Annotated in this window: 28 protein-coding genes; 15 read left to right on the top strand and 13 right to left on the bottom strand. The window is 64.4% G+C overall.

Annotation, left to right across the window (positions count from 1 at the left end; translation table 11 throughout):
• Position 1: 1 nt before the first annotated feature.
• Genes R4P57_RS06115 through R4P57_RS06105 form a run of 3 tightly spaced genes read right to left on the bottom strand, consistent with a single transcriptional unit; the run spans position 2 to position 3,611 of the window.
• On the bottom strand, positions 2-2,188 hold the full coding sequence (locus R4P57_RS06115; protein WP_317801966.1) for a heavy metal translocating P-type ATPase: 2,187 nt from the start codon (positions 2,186-2,188) through the stop codon (positions 2-4).
• Positions 2,185-3,072: a hypothetical protein gene (locus R4P57_RS06110; protein ID WP_317801965.1), complete on the bottom strand. Its 888-nt coding sequence runs from the start codon at positions 3,070-3,072 to the stop codon at positions 2,185-2,187. The genes R4P57_RS06115 and R4P57_RS06110 overlap by 4 nt, the downstream gene beginning before the upstream one ends.
• 26 nt (positions 3,073-3,098) lie before the next feature.
• Entirely contained in the window at positions 3,099-3,611 is a 513-nt protein-coding gene (locus tag R4P57_RS06105) for a GNAT family N-acetyltransferase (protein WP_317801964.1), read from the bottom strand.
• A 104-nt stretch (positions 3,612-3,715) separates the two neighbouring features.
• On the opposite strand from R4P57_RS06105, the gene R4P57_RS06100 reads away from it, so the two are divergent.
• The gene (locus tag R4P57_RS06100; RefSeq protein WP_411742323.1) at positions 3,716-5,410 is read left to right on the top strand and encodes a cutinase family protein; all 1,695 of its coding nucleotides are present in this window, start codon (positions 3,716-3,718) and stop codon (positions 5,408-5,410) included.
• A gap of 22 nt (positions 5,411-5,432) precedes the next feature.
• Here R4P57_RS06100 and R4P57_RS06095 read toward each other — a convergent pair whose 3' ends face one another.
• Positions 5,433-6,665, bottom strand: a complete 1,233-nt coding sequence (locus R4P57_RS06095; RefSeq protein WP_317801962.1) for a hypothetical protein — start codon at positions 6,663-6,665, stop codon at positions 5,433-5,435.
• A 16-nt stretch (positions 6,666-6,681) separates the two neighbouring features.
• Complete coding sequence (locus R4P57_RS06090) at positions 6,682-8,217, bottom strand: aldehyde dehydrogenase family protein (RefSeq protein ID WP_317801961.1); 1,536 nt, start codon at positions 8,215-8,217, stop codon at positions 6,682-6,684.
• A 124-nt stretch (positions 8,218-8,341) separates the two neighbouring features.
• Between R4P57_RS06090 and lat the strand changes: the two genes are divergently transcribed.
• Positions 8,342-9,670: an L-lysine 6-transaminase gene (gene lat, locus R4P57_RS06085; protein ID WP_317801960.1), complete on the top strand. Its 1,329-nt coding sequence runs from the start codon at positions 8,342-8,344 to the stop codon at positions 9,668-9,670.
• A 68-nt stretch (positions 9,671-9,738) separates the two neighbouring features.
• Complete coding sequence (locus tag R4P57_RS06080) at positions 9,739-10,143, top strand: hypothetical protein (RefSeq protein ID WP_317801959.1); 405 nt, start codon at positions 9,739-9,741, stop codon at positions 10,141-10,143.
• Position 10,144: 1 nt separating this feature from the next.
• Here R4P57_RS06080 and R4P57_RS06075 read toward each other — a convergent pair whose 3' ends face one another.
• Positions 10,145-10,999 carry a LysR family transcriptional regulator ArgP gene (locus tag R4P57_RS06075; protein WP_317801958.1) on the bottom strand — a complete coding sequence of 285 codons (855 nt, stop codon included), beginning with the start codon at positions 10,997-10,999 and terminating at the stop codon, positions 10,145-10,147.
• Positions 11,000-11,074: 75 nt separating this feature from the next.
• Here R4P57_RS06075 and R4P57_RS06070 point away from each other — a divergent pair, with 75 nt between their 5' ends.
• The 3 genes from R4P57_RS06070 (at position 11,075) to R4P57_RS06060 (ending at position 12,727) form a co-directional block, all read left to right on the top strand.
• Positions 11,075-11,692 (top strand): LysE/ArgO family amino acid transporter, encoded by a 618-nt coding sequence (locus R4P57_RS06070; RefSeq protein WP_317801957.1) that lies wholly within the window; start codon positions 11,075-11,077, stop codon positions 11,690-11,692.
• 152 nt (positions 11,693-11,844) lie between these two features.
• The gene (locus tag R4P57_RS06065) at positions 11,845-12,198 is read left to right on the top strand and encodes a PLD nuclease N-terminal domain-containing protein (RefSeq protein WP_094646295.1); all 354 of its coding nucleotides are present in this window, start codon (positions 11,845-11,847) and stop codon (positions 12,196-12,198) included.
• Positions 12,199-12,202: 4 nt separating this feature from the next.
• Entirely contained in the window at positions 12,203-12,727 is a 525-nt protein-coding gene (locus R4P57_RS06060; RefSeq protein ID WP_317801956.1) for a DUF664 domain-containing protein, read from the top strand.
• 4 nt (positions 12,728-12,731) lie between these two features.
• On the opposite strand, the gene R4P57_RS06055 is transcribed toward R4P57_RS06060, so the two are convergent.
• Both R4P57_RS06055 and R4P57_RS06050 read right to left on the bottom strand, forming a co-directional pair.
• Entirely contained in the window at positions 12,732-13,118 is a 387-nt protein-coding gene (locus tag R4P57_RS06055; protein WP_317801955.1) for a VOC family protein, read from the bottom strand.
• 18 nt (positions 13,119-13,136) lie between these two features.
• Positions 13,137-13,514, bottom strand: coding sequence for a VOC family protein (locus R4P57_RS06050; protein ID WP_317801954.1), 378 nt, complete (start codon positions 13,512-13,514; stop codon positions 13,137-13,139).
• A gap of 45 nt (positions 13,515-13,559) precedes the next feature.
• Between R4P57_RS06050 and R4P57_RS06045 the strand changes: the two genes are divergently transcribed.
• The 4 genes from R4P57_RS06045 (at position 13,560) to R4P57_RS06035 (ending at position 15,801) form a co-directional block, all read left to right on the top strand.
• Positions 13,560-14,180, top strand: coding sequence for a DUF6597 domain-containing transcriptional factor (locus R4P57_RS06045; RefSeq protein ID WP_317801953.1), 621 nt, complete (start codon positions 13,560-13,562; stop codon positions 14,178-14,180).
• A 3-nt stretch (positions 14,181-14,183) separates the two neighbouring features.
• Entirely contained in the window at positions 14,184-14,384 is a 201-nt protein-coding gene (locus R4P57_RS26795; RefSeq protein WP_411742322.1) for a helix-turn-helix domain-containing protein, read from the top strand.
• 117 nt (positions 14,385-14,501) lie between these two features.
• Positions 14,502-15,572 (top strand): phospho-N-acetylmuramoyl-pentapeptide-transferase, encoded by a 1,071-nt coding sequence (gene mraY / locus R4P57_RS06040; RefSeq protein ID WP_317801952.1) that lies wholly within the window; start codon positions 14,502-14,504, stop codon positions 15,570-15,572.
• Positions 15,573-15,588: 16 nt separating this feature from the next.
• Entirely contained in the window at positions 15,589-15,801 is a 213-nt protein-coding gene (locus tag R4P57_RS06035) for an oxidoreductase (RefSeq protein WP_317801951.1), read from the top strand.
• A gap of 4 nt (positions 15,802-15,805) precedes the next feature.
• On the opposite strand, the gene R4P57_RS06030 is transcribed toward R4P57_RS06035, so the two are convergent.
• Both R4P57_RS06030 and R4P57_RS06025 read right to left on the bottom strand, forming a co-directional pair.
• On the bottom strand, positions 15,806-16,246 hold the full coding sequence (locus R4P57_RS06030; RefSeq protein ID WP_317801950.1) for a hypothetical protein: 441 nt from the start codon (positions 16,244-16,246) through the stop codon (positions 15,806-15,808).
• A 42-nt stretch (positions 16,247-16,288) separates the two neighbouring features.
• A complete protein-coding gene (locus tag R4P57_RS06025) occupies positions 16,289-16,933 on the bottom strand; it encodes a hypothetical protein (RefSeq protein WP_317801949.1) in 645 nt (214 codons plus the stop codon).
• A 54-nt stretch (positions 16,934-16,987) separates the two neighbouring features.
• On the opposite strand from R4P57_RS06025, the gene R4P57_RS06020 reads away from it, so the two are divergent.
• Positions 16,988-17,437 carry a MarR family winged helix-turn-helix transcriptional regulator gene (locus R4P57_RS06020; RefSeq protein WP_317801948.1) on the top strand — a complete coding sequence of 150 codons (450 nt, stop codon included), beginning with the start codon at positions 16,988-16,990 and terminating at the stop codon, positions 17,435-17,437.
• 101 nt (positions 17,438-17,538) lie between these two features.
• On the opposite strand, the gene R4P57_RS06015 is transcribed toward R4P57_RS06020, so the two are convergent.
• Together R4P57_RS06015 and R4P57_RS06010 are read right to left on the bottom strand one after the other, a co-directional pair.
• The gene (locus tag R4P57_RS06015) at positions 17,539-17,781 is read right to left on the bottom strand and encodes a hypothetical protein (RefSeq protein WP_317801947.1); all 243 of its coding nucleotides are present in this window, start codon (positions 17,779-17,781) and stop codon (positions 17,539-17,541) included.
• Entirely contained in the window at positions 17,774-18,499 is a 726-nt protein-coding gene (locus tag R4P57_RS06010; protein WP_317801946.1) for a haloacid dehalogenase type II, read from the bottom strand. Before R4P57_RS06010 ends, R4P57_RS06015 begins: the two co-directional genes overlap by 8 nt.
• A 264-nt stretch (positions 18,500-18,763) precedes the next feature.
• On the opposite strand from R4P57_RS06010, the gene R4P57_RS06005 reads away from it, so the two are divergent.
• Together R4P57_RS06005 and R4P57_RS06000 are read left to right on the top strand one after the other, a co-directional pair.
• A complete protein-coding gene (locus tag R4P57_RS06005; RefSeq protein ID WP_317801945.1) occupies positions 18,764-19,138 on the top strand; it encodes a cupin domain-containing protein in 375 nt (124 codons plus the stop codon).
• A complete protein-coding gene (locus tag R4P57_RS06000; RefSeq protein WP_317801944.1) occupies positions 19,135-19,596 on the top strand; it encodes a GNAT family N-acetyltransferase in 462 nt (153 codons plus the stop codon). Before R4P57_RS06005 ends, R4P57_RS06000 begins: the two co-directional genes overlap by 4 nt.
• A 12-nt stretch (positions 19,597-19,608) precedes the next feature.
• Here R4P57_RS06000 and R4P57_RS05995 read toward each other — a convergent pair whose 3' ends face one another.
• On the bottom strand, positions 19,609-20,682 hold the full coding sequence (locus R4P57_RS05995; protein WP_317801943.1) for an aldo/keto reductase: 1,074 nt from the start codon (positions 20,680-20,682) through the stop codon (positions 19,609-19,611).
• Between the two features lie 129 nt (positions 20,683-20,811).
• Between R4P57_RS05995 and R4P57_RS05990 the strand changes: the two genes are divergently transcribed.
• Together R4P57_RS05990 and R4P57_RS05985 are read left to right on the top strand one after the other, a co-directional pair.
• Positions 20,812-21,681: a helix-turn-helix transcriptional regulator gene (locus R4P57_RS05990; RefSeq protein ID WP_317801942.1), complete on the top strand. Its 870-nt coding sequence runs from the start codon at positions 20,812-20,814 to the stop codon at positions 21,679-21,681.
• A gap of 88 nt (positions 21,682-21,769) precedes the next feature.
• Positions 21,770-22,639 carry an AraC family transcriptional regulator gene (locus R4P57_RS05985; RefSeq protein ID WP_317801941.1) on the top strand — a complete coding sequence of 290 codons (870 nt, stop codon included), beginning with the start codon at positions 21,770-21,772 and terminating at the stop codon, positions 22,637-22,639.
• Positions 22,640-22,657 lie beyond the last annotated feature (18 nt).

Below are 22,657 nucleotides of genomic sequence, written 5' to 3'. Positions count from 1 at the left end.
GTCACATCGACGAACGGAACCGGCGCAACCGAAGGCTGTTGCTCACCACGAACACCGAGGACAGCGCCATCGCAGCTCCCGCGAGCATCGGGTTGAGCAGGCCCGCAGCGGCCAGCGGCACAGCAGCGACGTTGTAGGCGAAGGCCCAGAACAGGTTGCCCTTGATGGTGCTCAGCGTGCGTCGCGAGAGCCTGATGGCGTCGCCCACGGCCCGCAGATCTCCGCGCACCAACGTCAGGTCGCTGGCCTCGATCGCCACGTCGGTGCCCGTACCCATCGCAAGCCCTAGATCGGCCGTGGCCAGCGCGGCCGCGTCGTTGATGCCGTCGCCGACCATAGCCACGACCTTTCCCGACGCCTGCAGTTCGGTGATGGCATCGACTTTGCCCGTCGGCAGGACACCGGCGATGACCTGGTCGATTCCCACCTCGGCGGCGATCGTGCGCGCGGCGGCCTCGTTGTCGCCGGTCAACATGACGGGAGTCAGGCCGAGTGCCCGCAGTTCCGCGACGGCCTGCTTCGAGGTCGGCTTGACCGAGTCGGAGACCACCAGCACTCCGCGGGCCCTGCCGTCCCAGCCGAGCGCGACGGCGGTGCGTCCCTGACGTTCGGCGGTCTCGAAGGCGTCGGCGAGCTCCGACGGGAGCGGCATCGACCAGTCGGCCAACAGCGAGCGACGCCCGATGATCGCGGCTCGACCGCCCACGACGCCCTGCACCCCGAGTCCGTCGAGGCTGGTGAATTCCTCGACGGTCATGGACTGGGTCGGACCCGCGATGGCTCGGGCGATGGGGTGCTCCGAACCCGATTCCAATGCCGCCGCGACGGCACGGACCACGTCCTCGTCCTCGCCGTCGGCCACGTGCACCGACTGCAGAGTCATCTCCCCGGTGGTGACGGTTCCGGTCTTGTCGAGTACGACGGTGTCGACTCGACGCGTGGATTCGAGGATTTCCGGGCCCTTGATCAGGATGCCGAGCTGCGCGGCCCGGCCGGTGCCGACCATCAGTGCGGTGGGTGTGGCCAGTCCGAGCGCGCACGGGCAGGCGATGATGAGCACTGCGACCGCAGCGGTGAACGCACCGGCTGCGGAACTGCCTGCCCCGAGCCAGAATCCGAGCGTCGCGACGGAGATCGCGATGACGATCGGCACGAAGATCCCGGAGATACGATCGGCCAATCGCTGCGCCTGCGCCTTGCCGGTCTGCGCATCCTCGACGGCCTTCGCCATCTGTGCGAGCTGAGTGTCGGCACCGATTCGCTGTGCCCGCACGGTGATTCGGCCACCCACGTTGAGCGTTGCACCGACCACGGCGTCGCCGACGCCGACCTCCACGGGCACGGATTCGCCCGTCAGCATCGATCGGTCGACGGCCGAGGATCCGCTCTCGACAGTGCCGTCGGTGGCCACCTTCTCGCCCGGACGAACGACGAACAGATCGCCGACGGCCAGCTGCTCGATCGGAATCTGTTGTTCCTTACCGTCTTTCAGTACGGCAACCGTCTTGGCACCGAGATCCATCAGCGCGCGCAGCGCCGCACCGGCCTGACGCTTGGATCGGCTCTCGAACCATCGTCCGGCCAGGATGAAGGTGGTCACGCCCGCCGCGGCCTCGAGGTAGATGTTGCTTGCCCCGTCCGTTCGCGCGATCGTGAACTCGAACGGATGCGTCATGCCGGGCGTGCCTGCGGTGCCGAAGAACAGTGCGTACAGCGACCACCCCAAAGCCGCGAGGGTGCCCATGCTGACGAGGGTGTCCATGGTCGAGGTGCCGTGCCGCAGGTTGGTCCATGCGGCGCGGTGGAACGGCAACGCGCCCCACACGACCACGGGTGCGGCGAGAGTCAACGACAGCCACTGCCAGTTGGTGAACTGCAACGCCGGAATCATCGCCATCGCGATCACCGGAACGCTGAGCACCGCCGAGACGATCAATCGCTGCTTCAGCGGATCGGCGGGAAGCTCGTCGGCTGGTTCGGCCGCAGGCAGAGTGGCGGTGTAGCCGGCGGCCTCGACGGCCGCGATCAGGTCCTCGGTGGCCACGCCGTCACTGGTGACGCGAGCCTTCTCGGTGGCGTAGTTGACCGTCGCCGATACCCCGTCGAGCTTGTTGAGCTTGCGTTCGATGCGGTTGGCGCACGACGCACAGGTCATGCCGCCGAGGATCAGTTCCGTTTCCTGGCTCATGCCTGTCCCTCCTGTACCTCGATGGTGAATTCGGCCGTGTGCACGACGCCCCCGTGCTGGAAGTCCAGATAGAGCGCATATGTTCCCGCGGTCGGCGCGTCGACGGTGAAGTCGACCGTCGGCCCCGGCGGCCCGTCCTCGGGGTGAACGTGCAGGTAGGCGAGGTCGTCGGCGCGGAGGGCCACCAGGTGTCCGTACGCGCCGAGGTACGGCTCCAGGTCGGTGACTTCGCGTCCGTTCTGCTCGATGGTCGATGCGACCGTGGATTCTTCGCCTGCGGTCACCGCACCGGCGAGCGTCACGTTGTAGCCGTCGACCCTCGATGTCACATTCGGTGTACTCGGGGGCTCCGGTCGATAGTCGCCGGGAACGGTCAGCTCTGCTCCCAGGGTGATGTTCTCCCCACCGGCCGGGGTGAAGTCGGCGAACAGACGATAGGGCCCCGGCCGGGTGAGATCGAGAGCCGTCGACCATGTTCCCGACGCGTTTCGCGTCGGATGTACGTGCTGGAAGTCGGTCAGATCGCGCCGAACGACGATGAGGTGCAGTTCCTCGGTGTGCATGACGTCGTAGTCGATCAGTGCCGCCCTGTCCGGTCCGCTGATCGTGAAGGCGACCGGTACGTCCGGTCCTGACTCGACGACGGATCGATCGAGCGACAGTGTGTAGCCGTCCTGGGTGGCCTGTAGCCCGGCAGGCGTTGCGGCCGGGGCAGCGGTCTCGTCGTGGGCGTCGTGGCCGGTGTGTGACGCGGCTGCGGTCGCCTGGGCGTCGGGTCCGATCTTGTCACCGACGAACAGCGCCGCCAGGAACAGGAACGCGATCCCGACGACAAATCCGACGAGTGTGGTGGGTGCGTCGAGTTCCTGCCGTCCTGAGTTCACAGCACTACCCTACCCCCCCAGGGTATCTAGGCGGTAGTGCCGAGTGTCATCTTGTAGCCGACGTGGGAGTCGACGAAGCCGAGACGGGTGTAGAAGCGATGTGCGTCCGTTCGACTGGCGTCGGACGTCAACTGCACCAGAGCGCACCCACGCCGCTCGGCCTCCGCGATCGCCCACCTGATCAGCGCACCGCCGAGTCCCCTGCTGCGCCACCGCGCGTCCACCCGAACCGCTTCGATCTGCGCCCGCAATGCGCCCCCTCGTGCAAGTCCAGGAATGACGGTCAACTGCAGCGTTGCTACCACCGCGTCACCGTGCACCACCACTACCTGCAGGTTCCGTGGGTCCGAGGAGATGTCCTCGAACGCAGCGCGATACCGATCCATGTCATCGGCGCGCTCCCGCGTGACACCCAGCGGGTCGTCGACCAGCAATTCCACGATCGTTTCGAGGTCCGACGCCACCGCCTCACGCACAACGCACGTCGACCCATCGGGCAGGTCGAATCCCGTCGATGTCATTCGAGGATGAAAAGTCATGCGTACGACGGTAAATGATGCGGTTTGTAACGCGAACGACCCGACCGACGAAATCCCGGGTAACCCACTGGCAACTGCAGTCGGGATCAGTTCGGGCGGACATGATGGGGATCGAAAACATGAATGTTGGCAAGTCGAAGCGTGCGCGCGTTGCGTTGAGCGCGTTCGCGATCGGAGCCCTCGGTGCCGGAGTAGTTGTTGCCGCACCGTGGTCGACTCCGTCCACGACCACCGAAGCATCAATCGAACTGGTCTCGACGGCCACGTGCTACGACATGGTCAGCATCGCGATCGGCGGCCGCGGCGACACCCCGCGCGAGGGCGTCAAGTGGCTCACCACCCCTGAGGGCGAGCGGCTCCCCGCAGCGATGTCCGGCGACTACTCCAGCGACTGGATCGACCAGGCCGTGCGCGCCCCCAACAACGGCAACGTGGTTCCGGACTCCTACGCTGCGGTGTACGTCGAGTACCCGGCCGACCTGGCGAGCTACGAGAACGCCGTGCAGACCGGCGTCACCAACTCGCAGACCATCATGAGGACGATCACCGCGTCCTGCCCCGACACCCGATTCGCCATCGTCGGCTACAGCGAGGGCGCAGACGTTGCCCGCCGCACCGCGATGGAGGTCGGCAACCAGGTCGCCGCAGCCGATGGCACCTACGGAATCGTCGACCCCTCGCAGGTCGTCGGTGTCGTCATCTTCGCCGACGCCGGCCGCGTCTCGGGAGAAGGCCCGTTCCCCGGCGCCGAGAACCCGTTCGGCAACCCGGACGGCTTCGACACCAAGTACCAGAACGGCAACACCGCAGTCTCCGGCCAGGGAGCACTCCCCGGTACGTCCGGTGGGTTCGGCGCACTCGACGGCCGAGTGGCGTCCTTCTGCTCCGACGGTGACCTCACCTGCGCACTGCCCGAGAACACGTCGCTGATTCATCTGGCCGCCAATGTCGGCCGCCAGGTCAATGCCGACGCACTGCAGAACGAACAGCTCACCCCCGCCACCGGTGCCGATCTCGCACTGGCATTGGGCCGCATCGCAGTCAACGCCTTCAACGACATCGCCTCGCAGCCCGACTGGATGCAGAGCGACGAGACGTTCCTCGATGTGCTGATCAAGGTGTCCGAGCCCAACTACAAGCCCGGCGCAGTGACCACCCCCGTCTCGGCAAAGGTCGACGGCGAGCAGGAGCCGATCGAAACCGGTCAGATGATCGACCTGGTGTACCTGCCGCAGAAGATCTTCCGGGAGATCACCGGCTTCATCTCGTCCAACCAGAACACCGTTCCGGTGATCATGAACGACCCGTACGGCCTGACGCTCGGGCCCGGAACAGGCCACCACTTCGACTACTGGCGTGACGCCGATGCCGCCAACGGCAAGCCGCTGACCTCGGTGCAGTACGCCGCGGCATGGCTGACCGAACTGGCGGAAGAAGCCAACCGGGGCGAGCCGGTGAAGACCAAGGCAGTCCAGGAGAAAGCCGGACGTGCAGCGATCGACACGATCGTCGCACCTGTGACCACGTCGGCAACGGCAACTCCGAAGGCCACCACGACCGCGCCGGCAACCTCGACGCCCGTCGTGACCACCACAGTTCCGGCTGCGCCTGCACCCGTCACCACCGCCGAGACACCGGCACCCGCCATCGTCACGACGACCCCCGAGTGCACGATCCCCGTCGACGGTGAGACACCGGTCGAGGGCGCACCGCCGATCTGCGTCACCGCGACCGAAACGGCTGCCGAGACAGCACCCGAGACCGTCGTTCCGACCACGACGGCAGTTCCGACTCCCTAGGTGAACGGAACTTCGTAGCCTGCTACGAAGTTCCGCTCACGACGGCAGGCCTGCGCATCAGCACCGCGCAGGCAACCGTCACCACTGCCACGACCACGAGCCCGGCCACCGAGAGCACCAGGTGGTCGGGCTCGCTTGTGCGCGAGATGACCGATTCGTTCATGGACAACGACGGTTCGTAGCTCGCGGAAAACACGGACACCGGCAGTGTCATCATGAACAAAGCAGGCAACGAAAGCGCCAACGATCCGGGTGAAGTCGCCAGCACGGACACCAGAACGTAGGCGGCAACCAGCGGCAGCGCGAACTTCGATCCCGTGGGGAGATCGGAGTATCCCTCGATCCCGCTCGCAACGGCGATCACGAGCAGCCCACCCAGTCCGATGTACAGCTGCGGCCACCGGTGGCCGATTCCTGCTCCGACGATCAGCAGGCCCACACTCAGAGCCAGCTGCGCGCCATCGCCGGCGGCGAAGCCGAACGACCCGAGGGCAGCCGCCGACACTGCGACGAGCGCCAGTAGCAGGCGCCCGTCCCGCCTGGGAAGAACGAACGCCGCCAGCACCGCGAGAACCGTCATACCGGCGAGTGCACCGAGCCACTCGACGCTCCGGGCTTCGTGACCTGCGGCAACCCAACTCAGGACACCGGCCGCGATGGGCAACGGAAGACCGACGAGCAGAATTTTCCGGGGCTCGTGTGGCTGCAACACCTGGTTGCGGTGAGCCAGGAACAGCGCGATCGCTGCAACCGATGCGACGATCACCATCACTATCGCCCGCTGCGGACGCACGTCGTCCTCGGCACCGACCACATCCCAGACGAACACGGGTCCGTCGTTCTTCTGCACCATCGCATCCAGCGCACCGCCGAGCAGGCCGGCGCCGAGGACCGCGACGGCCAGCGATGACTGTGCACCTCTGTCCAGTCCCGCCAGTACCGCTGCGGCACCGAGCAATGCACCAGCACCGACGGCCACGACCCACTGGCCGAGTACTCCGGTCACCATTCCGACGGTGTAGAACACGATGACAAGCACCGCTGCGATGGCAACGACGAGCACGGCCCGTGCGCTCACACGGGCCAGCGCAACCGCCGCCGCGCAGGCGGCCAGTGCAACGACGGTCAGCCCGTTGACAATCGCCCAGTACGATCCGAATTCGGCAGTCCTGCTCAACAGGGAGTACGACGGGCGGATATCACTGATCGCATAGCCGACGACGAAGCCGGCGAGGATCATCGACAGTACTTTCATACTGCCGATCATGCCGTCAGCCGAATTTCACTCCCTGCGCCAGGGGCAGTTCGTTGGAGTAGTTGACCGTGTTCGTAGCTCGCCGCATGTAGGCCTTCCATGCGTCCGAACCGGATTCGCGGCCGCCGCCGGTCTCCTTCTCGCCGCCGAAGGCACCGCCGATCTCTGCGCCGGAGGGTCCGATGTTGACGTTGGCAATGCCGCAGTCCGAGCCGGCAGCGGACAGGAAACGCTCCGCCTCGCGGAGGTCGGTGGTGAAGATCGACGACGAAAGACCCTGCGGCACATCGTTGTGCAACGCGAGTGCCTCGTCGAGGGTCTCGTACGTCAGCACGTACATGATGGGCGCGAAGGTCTCGTGCTTGACGATGTCGGTCTGCGCGGGCATCGTCACGATCGCGGGCTGAACGTAGAACGAGTACTCATCGACCACGTTCACCCGCTCCCCGCCGACCACGACCGTTCCGCCGTCGGACACCGCTGCCTCCAGCGCCTTCTGGTACCCCGCGAACGCACCGGCATCGATTAGCGGACCCACCAAAGTGTCAGTGGCCAAGGGAGATCCGATCGAAAGAGTCTTGTAGGCCGAGACGAGCTTGCCGACCAGCTCGTCCGCAACAGAGGAGTGCACGATGACGCGTCGCAGCGAGGTGCACCGCTGACCGGCCGTCCCGGCGGCCGAGAACACCAGCCCACGCGTCGTCAGATCGAGATCGGCCGACGGCGTCACGATCGCTGCGTTGTTTCCGCCGAGTTCGAGCAATACCCGGCCGAATCGCTCGGCGACACGAGGTGCGACGGCACGGCCCATCCTCGTCGAGCCGGTTGCCGAGACCAACGCAACCCGCGAATCGTCCACCAACGCTTCGCCGGACGCGCGATCACCGATCACCAGCTGCGCGATCTTGGGGTCCACTCCGGCTGTGGCGGCGGCGCGCTCGAACAGCGCCTGCACCCCGACGGCCGTCAGCGGAGTCTTCTCCGACGGCTTCCAGATGACCGTGTCTCCCGCGACCAGAGCGAGAGCGGTATTCCAACTCCACACCGCGACAGGGAAATTGAACGCGGTGATGACGCCGACGACACCGAGCGGATGCCACTGCTCCATCATGCGATGCCCGGGCCGTTCGGTGGCGATCGTGTTGCCGTAGAGCTGACGGGAGAGTCCGACGGCGAAGTCGCAGATGTCGATCATCTCCTGCACCTCGCCGAGCCCCTCGGAGACGATCTTTCCGGCCTCGATGGATACCAGCGCGCCCAGATCCTCCTTGTGTACGCGCAGCAGTTCACCGAGTTCGCGAATCACCTGACCCCGCACGGGGGCCGGCACCTGCGACCACGACACGAACGCTGTGCGCGCGTCGGCGACGACGGTCTCGACATCGTCCGCCGAGGCCGACGCCAGCGACGCCAGGTTCCCTCCGGTGATCGGCGACCGCGCGATGATCGCGTCGGGTCCCGCGGGAGCGTCGAGCGCGATCGTGGCACCCAGCCGGTCGAGGATCGCGCGAGTGCGCACACTCAACTCGTCGTGGGTGATGGATGCAGACATGCGCGTACACCTTCCGTGAAGAGAACCGAACTGTCGGAGATAAGCCTACCGATGACGGTCACAACCGTATAATTTCCTGTCATATGGACTTGCTTACGGAATTTTAACGCGTATGTTCGACCTCATGACGCAAGTATTACAGCGCGCAGGCGCGACCATCGACGCCTCGACGGTCCGCGAGGTGATCGGTGAACACCTGCTGGCCGACGGTTTCGAGCTGGTTCTCGACCTCGACGCCTCGACCGGATCCACCCTGGTCGACGCCAGGGACGGCACCCGCTACCTCGACCTGTTCACGTTCTTCGCGTCCAACGCGCTGGGCATGAACCATCCCGCCCTGATCGACGACTCGGAGTTTCGCGCCGATCTGATGCAGGCGGCGATGAACAAGCCGAGCAACTCCGACATCTACACCGTCCCGATGGCACGGTTCGTCGACACGTTCGCGCGGGTCCTCGGTGATGCTCGCCTGCCCCACCTGTTCTTCGTCGAGGGTGGTGCATTGGCGGTGGAGAACGCGTTGAAGGTCGCGTTCGACTGGAAGTCACGCTGGAACGAGCGCAACGGCATCGATCCGTCTCTTGGCACCCAGGTGATGCACTTCGAGCACGCGTTCCACGGACGCTCGGGCTACACGATGTCGCTGACCAACACCGACCCGAACAAGGTAGCGCGCTTCCCGAAGTTCGACTGGCCGCGAATCCCCTCTCCGTTCATCAGATCCGACGCGAACATGGACGAAGTGGAAGATGCCTCATTGGCGGCGGCCCGCCTGGCCTTCGAAGCGAACCCGCACGACATCGCCTGCGCCATCATCGAACCCATCCAGGGTGAGGGTGGAGATCACCATTTCCGGCCTCGCTTCCTGCAGAAGTTGCGCGAGCTCTGCCACGAGTTCGACGCCTTGTTCGTCATGGACGAAGTACAGACCGGAGCCGGAATGACCGGTACCGCATGGGCTTTCCAACAGCTCGACGTCGTCCCGGATGTCATCGCCTTCGGCAAGAAGGTTCAGGTCTGCGGCGTCATGGCCGGCGGTCGCGTCGACGACATCGACGACAACGTCTTCGCTGTCAGCTCCCGCATCAACTCGACGTGGGGTGGCAACCTCACCGACATGGTGCGGTCGCGTCGAATCCTGGAAGTCGTCGAATCCGAGAAGCTCATCGACCGGGCCGGCGAACTCGGCACAGTACTGCTGAAGCAGCTGCAGGAGTTGGCGACTCGACACACGGTGGTCTCCGAGGTCCGTGGACGCGGCCTGATGTGCGCCTTCTCCTTGCCCGACGCCTCCACCCGCGACCGAGTGATCGAGCTGTTGCGTACCGAGGAGTGTGTACTGGCGCTCGGCTGCGGCGACGCGGCCGTGCGATTCCGGCCTGCACTGACGATCACCGAAGCCGAACTGACCCAGGCAGTCGACTCCATCGACCGGGTACTGAGCATGCTCTGATGTTGTCAGGGAAGTCTTGACAACACGTCCTCCTGCTGTCAGGCTTTACCTGACACAGGAGGTCGGTCATGGATCCCATCACCCTCGCAACCGAGGCAGATATCACCGCGGCGACGCGGGCCGTCGTGACGGCAGCGGCCACCGAGGCCGGTCGCATCGCCGACGAGATCATCGGCACCGGTCCGCTGCCGGGCACATCGGAATGGGAGGCCGAGCAATCGACCGATCTGCCCGCACGGCGCAGCGTCGCGTGGCACCTGTTGAGTCTTCGTGTGCAACTGGCAGCGGGACTCGACGGCCTCGAAACCGTTGTGGTGCTCAGGGTTCAGGGCGCAACGTGGGCAACGATCGGGATGGCCGTCGGAATGTCGCGGCAGTCGGCGCACGAACGGTGGGGTGCCCGATCGGCGGCGATTCTCGATCCCGTCGGAGATGGACTGCCCGAGATCGTGCCGAACGACAGTCCGGCCTGAGCTACAGCAGCATTCGCTCTGCACCCGCCGCCACGGCGTCGGCGGCTCGTTGCAGCGCCGGAGATGACAGCGACCATTGCTGCCAGTACAGCGTCACGTCGTCGATTCCGTTGTCGTCGAAGCACGTCAGCGAGTCGCGGGCCTGCAGATCGGGGATCATGCCCCAGCCGAAGCCGAGGTCGACGGCTCGCGCGTAGTCGGAAGAAGCCGGCACCATGTGACGCGGCGGCTCGTGCGGGTCGATTCCGAAGCGCTGCAAGTAGTTGTCCTGCAACCGGTCGTCGGCATCGAAGACCACCACCGGGGCGGAGCGCAAAGCCTCTGCCGTCACCCCTGCAGTGAACCACCGTTCGATGAATTCAGGGGTAGCCGACGGCCGGTAGCGCATCGCACCGAGGCGTCGAACGGTGCACCCACGAACCGGATCGGCCACCGATGTTATTGCGGCGGAGACGATCCCGTCGTGCAGCAGTTGGGCGGTACGGTCCTGATCCTGTCGATGCAGGTCGAAGGTCGTCTGGGACGCCAGTGGAGCGAGCGCGGGCAGCACCCAGGTCGCCATCGAATCCGCATTGACGGCAAGGGAAATGGGCGCAGCGATGCCGTCGTCACTCAGTTCTGCCCGAGTCTGCTCGGTGAGAGTGTCGATCTGGCGCGCCAAACGCAGCACTGCGACGCCCGACTGGGTTGCCACCACCGGCTTGCTCCGCTGGACCAGAGTCCGACCGAGCGATTGCTCCAGTGACTTGATGCGCTGACTCACCGCCGACGGCGTCACGTACAGCGCGCGTGCCGCGGCCTCGAAGGTCCCGCCGTCGACCACGGCACGCAGAGCTCTGAGCTGCTCGATCTCCATCAGATGAAGCTACGCTAATCATTCCTGAAATACATTCGCTGTACCTAATCACGACTCGCTTCTAGCGTTGCCGTCATGACCTCGCTTGCCGCCGCACAATCGACCCTCACCGGATTAGGCGTCGGACTCTCCCTCATCGTCGCCATCGGAGCGCAGAACGCATTCGTACTGCGTAAGGGCCTACAACGCGCCCACGTACTGCCGGTGGTGGCAGTGTGCGCGCTGTCCGACGCGGTTCTCATCCTGGCCGGGGTGGCCGGAATCGGCGTTCTCGTCGACCGATTCCCCGTTGTTCTGCGGGTCGTGACCGTCCTCGGTGCTCTGTTTCTGCTGGTCTACGGGCTGATGGCGTTGAACCGCGCACGAAATCCCACCGCCATGACCGCCGAGATGACCGGAGGCGGTTCGCTGATCGCTGCCCTCGCCACGTGCCTGGCTCTGACCTGGCTCAACCCTCATGTCTACCTCGACACCGTGGTGTTTCTCGGGTCGATCGGGAACCGCCAGCCGGGTGAACTGCGGTGGTGGTTCGCCGCCGGCGCGATGCTGGGCAGCGTGCTGTGGTTCACCGCACTGGGATACGGTTCGCGGGTGCTCAGTCCGCTGTTCGCCAGGCCCGCGGCGTGGCGGATTCTCGACCTCGGCATCGGCGTCATGATGCTGACGCTGGCGGCGCTGCTGGTGCTCGGCTGAACCTGACTTCTGGGTCATTCCTGCAGGCTCCACTCCCGACACTCTGGGTCATTCCGCAGGCTCCACTCCAGCCACTTGATCCGCAGTACAACGAGTGATCTGATAGTCGCGAAAGACCGACCGCACGGTCTGACAACCCTGGAGGATTTTCCGTGCCCTACCTCGGCCTGCTGATCATGCTGCTGTCGATCTTCTGCTTGATCGACGTCATCACCGCCGACGATTCGGGGATCCGCCACCTCCCGAAGATCGTCTGGCTGCTGCTCGTCATCGTTCTGCCGCTCGCCGGGTCGATTGCGTGGCTCATCGTCGGCAGGCCCGAGAACGGCGGCATCTGGGGTGGCAGCGGCGCACCACGTACCGCGTCGGCCTACCCCGAATACGACGCAAGACCAGGACGCGCCGTTGCCCAATCGCAGGAGAGCGACGAGGAATTCCTACGCCGTTGCCGCGCCCGTGCCGAAGAACAGCGCCGCATCGCCCGCGAGCAGCGCAAGAGCGAATGAGACCATGACCAAGCTGACAGTCTTTCCCGAACCGAGCTCGGCGCTCTCCGATCCCGCCGAGTTGGTTCGCGAGTACCTGGCGTTCTACCGCAACGAACTCGTTCGACGCATCACTGCGCTGAGCGAGGATGCCCTGTCCACCACGACAGTGCCGTCGGGGTGGACCCCACTGCAGATGCTCACCCATCTGGTGCATATGGAGCAGCGCTGGTTCGTCTGGGGATTCCTCGGCAGGGCAGTCGACGCACCGTGGGGTGATGAGAAGGACGGCTCCTGGCATGTGCCCTCCGATGTGGACGCCGAGACCCTGATGCGCAGACTCGACGACGGCGCCCGCCTCACCGACGAGGTACTGAGCTCCCATCGAATGGACGAATTGGCAAGCCTGGGTGGTCGATTCACCGAAGAGCAGCCGACGCTGATCTGGATCTGCTTCCACGTGCTCCAGGAATACGCCCGCCATCTCGGTCATCTCGACGTCGCTGTCGAACTCGCCGGCGGGCCGACCGGCGAAGAAGCCGAGAGCTGACGCCTCAGACGTTCGCGTACAGATCGACGGTGGTGCCATCGGGGTCGTGCACGACGGCATAACGTTGTCCCCAGAACGCATCCCAGGGCTGCAGGTGGCCGGTGTACCCCGCCGCGGTCACCGCTGCCCATGCGGCGTCGACACCGTCGGGCGTTCCGCAGTCGAAGGCGAGCGCAACGCGGTGTCCCCCGCTGGGCGGCGTCCACGTCGGATCGAACGAGGTGATGGTCGACGGCAGGTCGAACAACAGGCGAACGCCGCCGAGGTCCACTTCCACATGCTGCTCGGCATCGGCAGTTGCCGGAATGTCCAGTCCGAGAACGCGGTAGAACGCCAAGGCCGAAGCCATGTCGGCGACGACGATTTCGATTCCTGCGAGGCGCGGTTTCATGACGCAAAGACTAGACCGTCAGCCCCAGTTCGCGGCATTCGTCAGACAGAACGGATGCCCGGCCGGGTCCAGTAGCACGCGCCACGTCTCGCCCGGCTGGTCCTCGGGCAGCGTCGCACCCAGCTTCACGGCCTCCGTCGCCGCGGCGTCGAGGTCCTCGACCGCGAGATCGAAGTGAAACTGCTTGCTGCCGTTGGCATTGGGCCAGGCCGGCGGCTGATAGTCGTCGATGCGACCGAATCCGAGCGCACTGCTGGGCCCCTGCAGCATCGCGTAGTCCTTCTCCGCGTGGACGACGCTCCAACCCAACAGCGACGACCAGAACGCGGCGCTGACCTCGGGGTCTGCGCAGTCCAGGGTGACCATTTCGAGCGTGGCAACGGGTGTCTCGGTCATGGTGTTCTCCTTCTTGTGTCGGACCAGACTCCTACACTGACGCGCGTGCCGGATAGGAAAAACGCGACAACCACCGAGTCCGGCGTCCTGCGGCCGGATCAGCTGGCGAAATTAGTCGACCTTCGACGGCTGCCGTGTGCCACGTCCCTGGAACCGTGGGTCGAGAACTACTGGCAGCTGCAGTGGACTCTGCCGTCGGGCACGTCTCATCACAGCTCGACGCTCCCGCACCCGGCCTGCACGTTGAGCGTCGAACATGGTTGGACCCGCGAGGGCGTCGTCGAGCCGGTCGTGGTGACGGGGGTGCTCACGCGCCGCTTCGACGTTGTCCTCGCCGAGTCCGGGTGGGTCTTCGGCGTCAAGTTCCGACCCGGCGGCTACGCGAGTTTCACCGGAACCGTGGCACGAACCCTGCGCGACGTCTCGGTCGCGCCACCGACCCCGTTCCGGTCCGAGACCGTCGCTGCGCTGGCCGAGTTGGGTGGACATCTGGATGCCGACCACTGCCGAACCGTCGTCGATGCGGTTCTCGCGCCCTACGCCCGTGACGTGGAACCGGAGTACGAGACCGTCCTGGACATCATCGCGGCGATGCTGCGGGACCGGACGCTGGTTCGCGTCGCACAGGTGGAACAGCGGTGCGGCATCGGCACTCGTCGACTGTAACGGCTGTTCGAGCGTTATGTCGGCGCGACGCCCAAGTGGGTACTCGGTCGGTATCGGATTCACGACGCCCTCAGCGAGCTGGACAGCGGCTACTCGGGTCCACTGGCAGACCTGGCCGCGCGATACGGCTGGTTCGACCAGGCTCACTTCACTCGGGAGTTCACCGAATTGGTCGGAATGCCGCCGAGCGCGTACCAACCCTGAGTAACGCCTTCGTCACGCAATGCGACTTTTGCCGATTCGTTTGGCACAGTATCCCGCGGTGCTCGACAAGCATCGTGGTGGGGAACAGCAGCACAGAGGAAGAGTGGGCTTCGACGCATGATCAACATTCTCATCGCCGGTGGAATCGCGTTGGCGGTCTCGATTCTGTTGACTCCATTTCTCATCGCGCTGTTCACTCGGCAGGGCTTCGGCCAGGAGATTCGCGTCGAAGGTCCGGCAAGTCACCACGCCAAGCGAGGAACGCCGACGATGGGCGGCGTCGCGATCATCGTCGGCCTGTGGGCCGGCTACCTCGGCTCCCACCTGGTGACGATGGGCGGCGATGGACCGTCGGCTTCGGCGCTGTTGATACTCGCTCTTGCGACGGCACTCGGTGTGGTCGGCTTTCTCGACGACTACATCAAGCTCCGCATGAAGCGCAGCCTCGGTCTCAAGGCGACCGGCAAGTATGTCGGGCAGATCAGTGCGGCAGTGATCTTCGCCGTGCTGGCGCTGCAGTTCCGCAATGGGAACGGGCTGACTCCGGGCAATGTCGAATTGTCGCTGGTGCGCCAATCCACGTTCTTCACCATGGCCCCGATCGTCTTCGTACTGTTCTGCGTCTTCCTCGTCGTCGCGTGGTCCAACGCGGTCAACCTCACCGACGGTCTCGACGGTTTGGCGGCGGGGTCGATGACGCTCGTCCTCGGCGCGTACACGGTGATGACGTTCTGGCAGTACCGGCAATCCTGCTCGACCAACTCCGTAGCCGGGTGCTACCAGGTGCGCGATCCGCTCGACCTCGCCGTCGTCTGCGCTGCGGCCGCGGGTTCCTGTATCGGATTCCTCTGGTGGAACGCAGCTCCGGCCAAGATCTTCATGGGCGACACCGGCTCACTCGCCCTCGGCGGACTGCTCGCCGGCCTGTCGATCGTGAGCAAGACCGAACTGATCGCCCTCGTCTTCGGAGCCCTGTTCGTCGCCGAGAGTGCATCCGTCGTCATTCAGGTCGCGTCGTTCAAGAGCACCGGCAAGCGGCCGTTCCGGATGGCACCGATCCACCACCATTTCGAGCTGGCAGGCTGGGCGGAAACCACCGTCATCATCCGACTGTGGTTGTTCGCGGCCATCGCGTCGGCGCTGGGACTCGGGTTGTTCTACAGCGAATTCCTCGCTGCGGTGGGCTGAGCACTACGATTCTGGGGTGACGAACGAACTGTCTCCGGTTGCCAAGGTCGACGCACTCGCCGCCGAACTCGAAAATCTCGATGCTCGACGCGTCGCCATCGGGGTCGAACTCGTCAACCTTCAATTCGGTCTCGACGGGGACGCCAAGATCCGCGCGACGGAGGTCTTCCACAGCGACTACCTTGGCCGGCTGTTCACCTTGGTCGACGAACTACGCACCGACGAGTAGCGCCTCAGGGCGCGACGATGCAGCCCGGTCCGAGCGGAGTTGCCGGGTTGACGGTGACGGTGCGAATCGGGCCGCCCGCTGACGTTTCGTAGGCCATCAACGAGTGTTCGCCCGGGGCGGTCGGGGTCCACAGCGTGACCTTGTGGCCGAGAACTACCGGCGTGCTGAAGTACGGATCGACGTTCCACGCCAGTTCCTCGGGGAACATCACCGACTCGTTCGTGTAGTCCTGGATATCGACCCGCGGGCCGCTCAGTGCCTCGGTTCGCGCCACGACGAGATACGTGCACCCCACCCCGAACTGCGTTGTGGGACCGGCACTGAGCCCGGGCAGAATGTCGAGGCTCACGACCTCCGCCGACGCCGCCGGAGCAGCCCAACACGCGGGCGCGACAAGAGCAGTCGATATGTAGGCCAGGCGACGAAGACGCTTCGATGTGGTCACACCAGGTGGTCGGTTCGGTCGACGATCTCGTTACACCCCGATTCAATCGGACTCGGAACGAGACACGACGACCAGTCGAAAATCCCTCAGCGACAGAGTGAATGCCGCCAACGCCGCAACAAACACGGCACCGATCGGAAACACCAACCACGGAGCGACGATGGTGGGGGTGAAAGATGATTCTTCGTCAACCCGCGTGATGTACGACGTGTCCGAGGCATAAGTGTCGGAGACGTAGGTGTCAGACACTGAACTACCAATTGACGTCCAGCCGAAGTCAGCTGCACGGGGCGAGTTGATCTCGATACTGAACGGATGCGCCCACGACCAATTCGACGCGGCTTCGGTTGGTTGCGGTGGCCAATGCATCCAGGCGAGTGCACTGCCCGCTCCCAGCGCGACACCGACGACGATCAACAACACGAACAGGTGGACGCGGCTGCGCTGACGATCCTGGACGATGCGCAGACCCGAATCGACCAGAAACGAGGCCACCACCAAGCCGACCGCCAGTCCCGCTGCGACGAGATAGAGCGTCACCGGGAACCAACTCGGGCGGATGTAGGTCACGTCCACATCCGGTGGACCGGGAACTCCGACATGCCAGACCACCGCTGCGGCAGCGCCTGTCGAGGCCCCGACAGCGGCGAGCACCGCGACCAGCTTCTTCCCTGATGGGCTGTCCACGATCGGGACTCTACCCTTGACCTGAAGCGTGGTTCAGGTTCTACGGTCCAGATCATGACAACCAACAGACCCATGCAACCGCCCGAGCGTCAGCCGATCGGGTTCTGGACCGCGCGCGCCGGGGAAGCCATTCGAGCACGGACCCGCGGTGCACTCCACGACATCGGCGTCACACAACCCGAATGGTGGCTCCTGCATCAGATCTCACTGCATCCCGCGGGGGCCGATCGCGCCGAGACGATCGACAAGATCGGCCACAACGACACCCCGGAAGCAATTGTCGAGGCCATCGAATCCGCGGGTGCCAAAGGTTTGGTCGTGGAATCGAATTCGCGCGTGAACTTCACCCCGGAAGGTCGCGACACGTTCCGACGCGCGGCCGACCTCCAGAACATGCTGCAGGAAGAACGTATGAGCGGCATCAGTGAGGCCGACTTCGTCACCACCATCGAAGTCCTGCAACGAACAATCCGCAACGTCGGAGGCGACGCCTGGCATTGGTGACGATCAGGTGCGTCGCGCGCGCATCGGTCGCGCCGGCAGCTTGTCGGTAACCGTCGTTCCTCGTCGCAGTCGAATCCCGTTCGCGTTCAGGGACCCTCCGGTCAGCGTGCCCGTCGAGCTCTCGAAATCACGACGCCTACAACCAATCCGAGTGCTGCGCCTAGAATAGGCAAACCGACTACGAGGGCGGCAAACGGCCCAGGCATACCCAGGAACTCCGAGTACTGCGGATGGCCTGCGACGAACGCGTAATTCACTCGACGCGGCGCGCCGGTCCACAGGACGATACCGATCGACGCGATGAGCCCGAGTGAGAAGCCGATCAGTGTGGAGACCTTACGCATCCGAGCGGGCCTCGCGGGCCGCTGCTGCGAATGCGGCCATGCTCGGGAACTTCATGTCGACACTGTATTCCTCGGACGGCTCCGGTGTTGCTCCCCATCCGGGCCGATCGTGCCGCCGATCGATCCACACCGAGGCGATGCCGTGCCTGTTCGCCGGCGCGTGATCGTGGAACAGGCTCTGTGCAACATGGAGTAGTCGTGATCGTGGAACACCCAGCGTCTCGAGGACTCCGTCGAGCGCGTCGAAGTGGTTGTCGGCCGGTTTGTAGGCCTTGACGTCCTCTGCGGTGACGATGGCATCGAACCGCACGCCGAGCCGACGGTTGCTCCCTGCGAAGCCGTCGCGATGCACATTGGACAGGATGACGAGCTTGTAGCTCTCGCCGAGAGACGACAACGCGTCGGCCGAGTCCTCGAATGCCGGCCAGTCCGAAACGGAAGCCCCGAGTTTGTCCGCCCACTCGGCTGCGACAGGTATTCCCAACGTGCCACCGGTCCGCACGAAGGCGTCGGCAAGTATCCGTGGGTACAGAGCAGAGGGCGAATCCCGCTGCGCCTGAGCTTCGTTGACTCCGTACGCCGCAAGTAGCTCGTCGTCGGACAACGGCGAACCGGCCTGCTGCGCCCATGGTCTGAGCACCTCGAGGATGCCGGCTTCCCAATCGATCAGCGTTCCGTAGCAATCGAAGCTCAGGACGTCGTAGTCGGCGAGATTCATGCGGCCGGGCCTCCTTGCGAAAATTCGATGGCGGCCGACTGTTCGTGCCGATACCGTCTTCAGGTCATGAGCAGCCTACTGCCCATGTCTGCCCTCGACCGTCCGACTGTCGCCGCGACCGCTGGACCGGGCACTGACCGGTCGGGAATCAAACCGGTTGCGCAACAAAGTCTATCGAGCTGTTCACATCGGTCCTGTATCCGAGCTGATCGACGGTAGAGTTCTTCGCGACAGTCGATCAGCTGACGATGAAAGGCAGAACCCATGAATATGGGCAAGGACGACGAGGTACGCAACGTCGCCGAAGCGCTGAATGCCATCGAGAAGTCCTGGCAGCCTCACCGACTCGTCAGCATCAACGACTACGAGGTCAAAGTCGTCAAGCTGCTCGGCGAATTCGTCTGGCACACGCACCCCGACACCGACGAGATGTTCTTCGTCCACAGCGGAGAACTCACCATCCAGCTTCGCGACCGCGATGTCGTGCTCGGCCCCGGTGACGTGTTCGTGGTCCCAGCGGGCGTCGAACACTGCCCCAAAGCCGTCGAGGAAGTCTCGGCTCTACTGTTCGAGCGATCGGGCACCGTCAACACCGGGGATGTGGGCGGAGAAATGACTTCTCAGGTCCACGAGTTGTGACGCGACTACAGCTGCGCTCTGCTGTCCCGTCCGATGCCGATTTCCTGTTCTCGATGGCTTCGGACCCAGAGGTCGTTCGATGGGTCGGAGATGGAAAGCCCTGGAGTAGAGGCTATTTCGATAGGCGGTTCTCGCGCGCCCTGAACGCGGAGGACACCCGAACGCCGGACGTGCCGAGGTGGTTCATCGGCACCGAGGAGGATCGACACCCCGTCGGCTTGCTCAGTCTGATTCGACGATCAGACCACATCGAGGTCGGGTACTGGGTGCATCCGGCCCAATGGAGTCGTGGCTACGCCGGCGAACTGATCGACCTTGCGCAGGATCACACGGATGGTCTCCCGATGGCCGCGCAGGTGTATCCGGCGAACAGTGCCTCACGTCGGGTGCTCGAGCGTGCCGGGTTCACACTCGTCGACGACGGTGATCCCTTGATCTTTCGATTCTCTCCGACGTAGCGATTCTACGGTTCACCAGGTCCTGATGGGACGGGGCCGAACCGTCGTGCGGCCGGTGGTGACGCCTCGCACCATAGGTCGCATCAAGAACTCGTGCGGGAACCCGAGGTCGATATCGCTGGCCGCGTGCAGTGTGTCGAGTTGGTTTTCGTCGAATGCGACGTCGAGGGCAGAGATGTTCTGCTGCAACTGTTCCGGAGTGCGCGCGCCGATCAACGAGCTGACGACGGACGGATGCCGAAGCGTCCACGCCAGAGCCACCTGAGCAGGAGTCACGTCGAGTTGGCGAGCGACCCCGACGACGGCGTCCGCGATTGCGAGCCCCCGCGTGGTCAGCGTTCCGTTCGCCTTCGCATGGTCACGTCGAGTTCCGGCCGGCGCATCGGAACCCGGAGTCGCGAGGTCCGCGGCGGTGTACTTTCCTGTCAGCACTCCGCCGCCGAGCGGTGCCCAGGGAATCACGCCGATCCCAAGGCCTGCTGCCATGGGAAGCAATTCGCGTTCGGTGGTTCGTTCGATCAGGCTGTATTCCACCTGAAGCGCCGCGAACGACGGCCGGCCCCGGACGTCGGCAAGGGTCTGCATGCGCGCGACCTCCCATGCCGGTGTATCCGAAATGCCTAGATAGAGAACCTTTCCCGAGCACACCAGGTCGCCGAGCGATGCGATGACCTCGTCGCTCGGCGTCATACCGTCCCACGCGTGCAAGTACAGCAGATCGATGTAGTCCGTCCCGAGGTTCTTCAGGCTCGCTTCGACGGACCCTCGCAGACTCTTTCTGCCACCCCCACCGGCATTCGGATCCAACGGATCACGCGTCGCCGCGTACTTGGTCGCTACGACGACCGAGTCACGTCGCCCACGGAGAAACTCGCCGAGATATCGTTCCGATTGGCCGTCGGTGTAGATGTTGGCGGTATCGACCATGTTGCCCCCGGCATCGAGATACGCGTCGAAGATGCGTTTCGAGTCCGTCTTGTCGGCACCCCACCCCCAGGCGTCGCCGAATGTCATGGTTCCCAACGACAATGGTGATACCCGCAGTCCCGAGCGTCCGAGCAATCGATAGTCGTCCATGCGCGTCATGTCTTGTCCCTCTCCTCGATTCATCTACCTCGATCACGGTCACAGATGCGTCGAGCAGCGGGAAGGATCTGTTCTTCCTGGGACGCGCGATACCAGGCTGATTACGCAGAACTGCTCTACCCTGAATGAGTGAATACGACGCCGCCGCAGCGAGGTCGGCAGGAGCTGGCGGCATTTCTGCGTGCCCGACGCGAGGCGCTCGCGCCGACGGACGTCGGTCTACCACCGCGGATAGGAGCGTCACGCACGCCCGGTTTGAGACGTGAGGAGGTCGCAACGCTGGCCGGTGTGAGCGTCGACTATTTGGTACGGCTCGAGCAGGCACGTGATGTTCGGCCATCCGCCCAGGTGGTGCAGTCACTGTCGCATGCACTGAAGCTGTCGGCTGATCAGACCGGCTACCTGTTCACCCTCGCCGGCCATCGCGCACCCGAAAGGTCTACTGCACAGCAGGTGCCCGACGGCATACGGCAGCTGCTCGACGACGTCGCCCCGCTGCCAGCGATGGTGCTCAACCACCGACTCGACATCCTCGCCGCAAACGAGATCATGGCCGCGCTGCTTCTCGACATCGACGACCGTCCGGCGTCGGAGCGCAATGTTCTACGAATGTGTTTCCTGGACAGCCGGTTCGATGGCTTCTACGATGCGCGCGACGACGTCGTCCGCGGTGCAGTCGCCGACCTACGTGCCGCCTGGGTGAATCATTCACACGACGGCGAACTCGCGGCCTTGATCGACGAACTCGAACGAGGCAGCGCAGAATTCTCCCGCTATTGGCAGTCCCGAGAAGTGTCGGTTCGCAGCCGGGGGGACAAACCCATGCATCATCCGATCGTCGGACCGGTGACCGTGACATTCGATGTCCTCACGCCACTCGGCGACCCGGACCTACGGTTGATCGTCTACCGGCCTGCCGATGCTCAATCTCGCTCTGCGCTAAACGAACTCGGCCGTTCACGTTCTCATCGAAGACAGCGGCACCTGCGCACGATCTGAATCCGACCTTTCGCGGCACGGAAAGTCGAGACTCCATCGGTGCAGTGCTCCTATCGTTTCGGGCAGAACAAAGGAAGGTCACCGGCACATGCTCGAACCATGGAACGCAGCACTCGACTACATCGAGAACAATCTCGACCGCGAGATCGATCCGACCGAGCTCGCTCGGATCACCCTCACATCGGAGTACCACTTTCGACGCGTGTTCTCGGCACTGGCTGGACTACCGCTGTCGCACTACATCCGACAACGCCGAATGACACTGGCAGCAGCAGACATTCTCGACGGGCAGGGCGTACTCGACGTTGCGACCAAATACGGGTACACCGCGGACGCATTCACCCGCGCCTTCCGAGACCTGCACGGCATCACACCATCTCGAGCACGCCGACCCGGAGCCATCCTTCGTTCCAGACAAGCCGTGACATTTCACCTGACCATCGAAGGACGAAGCACCATGCGATACCGCATCACCGACCTGCCGGCATTCCACATCGTCGGCAAAACCACCCGAATCCCACTCCGGTTCCACGGGGAGAACACCGCCATGACCGATTTCCACCGAAGCCTCGCCCCCGGAACCGGCGAAAAGCTACTCGAACTCGCCGACCTGCCCGAACTCCCGGACATCCTCTTCGTCAGCGACGGCTTCGAACCGGAACGCGAAGACGGCAGTCTCTTCGACTACTACTTCGCCGTCGCCAGCACATCACCCGCATCACCCGACTGGAACACCCTCGCCGTGCCCGCATCGACCTGGGCGGTATTCGAAACACGCAGCGACACCGCACTCGCCCCCGCACTCCAACAACTCTGGGCCGACGCCTTCAGCGAATGGTTCCCCTCCAACCCCTACGAAGTGATCCCGGGACCGGAACTGCTCACCATCACCGAAAACTCCCCCGATTGGTCCTCGGGTGCCGGGGAACTCTGGATTCCAGTCCAACGAAGCCGATAGCCATTGCTTCGATTCCAC

Origin of the sequence: Rhodococcus sp. IEGM 1330 (assembly GCF_033142445.1) — a bacterium.
Lineage (GTDB): Bacteria > Actinomycetota > Actinomycetes > Mycobacteriales > Mycobacteriaceae > Rhodococcoides.
This window is presented reverse-complemented; position numbering and strand designations above follow the sequence as displayed.

Bases quoted from the DNA above. Each gene is read 5' to 3' on its own strand.
- R4P57_RS06010 (WP_317801946.1), bottom strand. From the start codon at position 18,499: ATGAATCTCGCCGACTACGACGTCCTGAGCTTCGATTGCTACGGAACG.
- R4P57_RS06060 (WP_317801956.1), top strand. From the start codon at position 12,203: ATGACCAAGCTGACAGTCTTTCCCGAACCGAGCTCGGCGCTCTCCGAT.
- R4P57_RS05995 (WP_317801943.1), bottom strand. From the start codon at position 20,682: ATGACGCGCATGGACGACTATCGATTGCTCGGACGCTCGGGACTGCGG.
- R4P57_RS06100 (WP_411742323.1), top strand. From the start codon at position 3,716: ATGGGGATCGAAAACATGAATGTTGGCAAGTCGAAGCGTGCGCGCGTT.
- R4P57_RS06075 (WP_317801958.1), bottom strand. From the start codon at position 10,999: ATGGAGATCGAGCAGCTCAGAGCTCTGCGTGCCGTGGTCGACGGCGGG.
- R4P57_RS06005 (WP_317801945.1), top strand. From the start codon at position 18,764: ATGAATATGGGCAAGGACGACGAGGTACGCAACGTCGCCGAAGCGCTG.
- lat (WP_317801960.1), top strand. From the start codon at position 8,342: ATGACGCAAGTATTACAGCGCGCAGGCGCGACCATCGACGCCTCGACG.
- R4P57_RS06115 (WP_317801966.1), bottom strand. From the start codon at position 2,188: ATGAGCCAGGAAACGGAACTGATCCTCGGCGGCATGACCTGTGCGTCG.
- R4P57_RS06090 (WP_317801961.1), bottom strand. From the start codon at position 8,217: ATGTCTGCATCCATCACCCACGACGAGTTGAGTGTGCGCACTCGCGCG.
- R4P57_RS06070 (WP_317801957.1), top strand. From the start codon at position 11,075: ATGACCTCGCTTGCCGCCGCACAATCGACCCTCACCGGATTAGGCGTC.
- R4P57_RS06055 (WP_317801955.1), bottom strand. From the start codon at position 13,118: ATGAAACCGCGCCTCGCAGGAATCGAAATCGTCGTCGCCGACATGGCT.
- R4P57_RS06015 (WP_317801947.1), bottom strand. From the start codon at position 17,781: ATGCGTAAGGTCTCCACACTGATCGGCTTCTCACTCGGGCTCATCGCG.
- R4P57_RS06105 (WP_317801964.1), bottom strand. From the start codon at position 3,611: ATGACTTTTCATCCTCGAATGACATCGACGGGATTCGACCTGCCCGAT.
- mraY (WP_317801952.1), top strand. From the start codon at position 14,502: ATGATCAACATTCTCATCGCCGGTGGAATCGCGTTGGCGGTCTCGATT.
- R4P57_RS06050 (WP_317801954.1), bottom strand. From the start codon at position 13,514: ATGACCGAGACACCCGTTGCCACGCTCGAAATGGTCACCCTGGACTGC.
- R4P57_RS06080 (WP_317801959.1), top strand. From the start codon at position 9,739: ATGGATCCCATCACCCTCGCAACCGAGGCAGATATCACCGCGGCGACG.
- R4P57_RS06020 (WP_317801948.1), top strand. From the start codon at position 16,988: ATGACAACCAACAGACCCATGCAACCGCCCGAGCGTCAGCCGATCGGG.
- R4P57_RS06095 (WP_317801962.1), bottom strand. From the start codon at position 6,665: ATGAAAGTACTGTCGATGATCCTCGCCGGCTTCGTCGTCGGCTATGCG.
- R4P57_RS05985 (WP_317801941.1), top strand. From the start codon at position 21,770: ATGCTCGAACCATGGAACGCAGCACTCGACTACATCGAGAACAATCTC.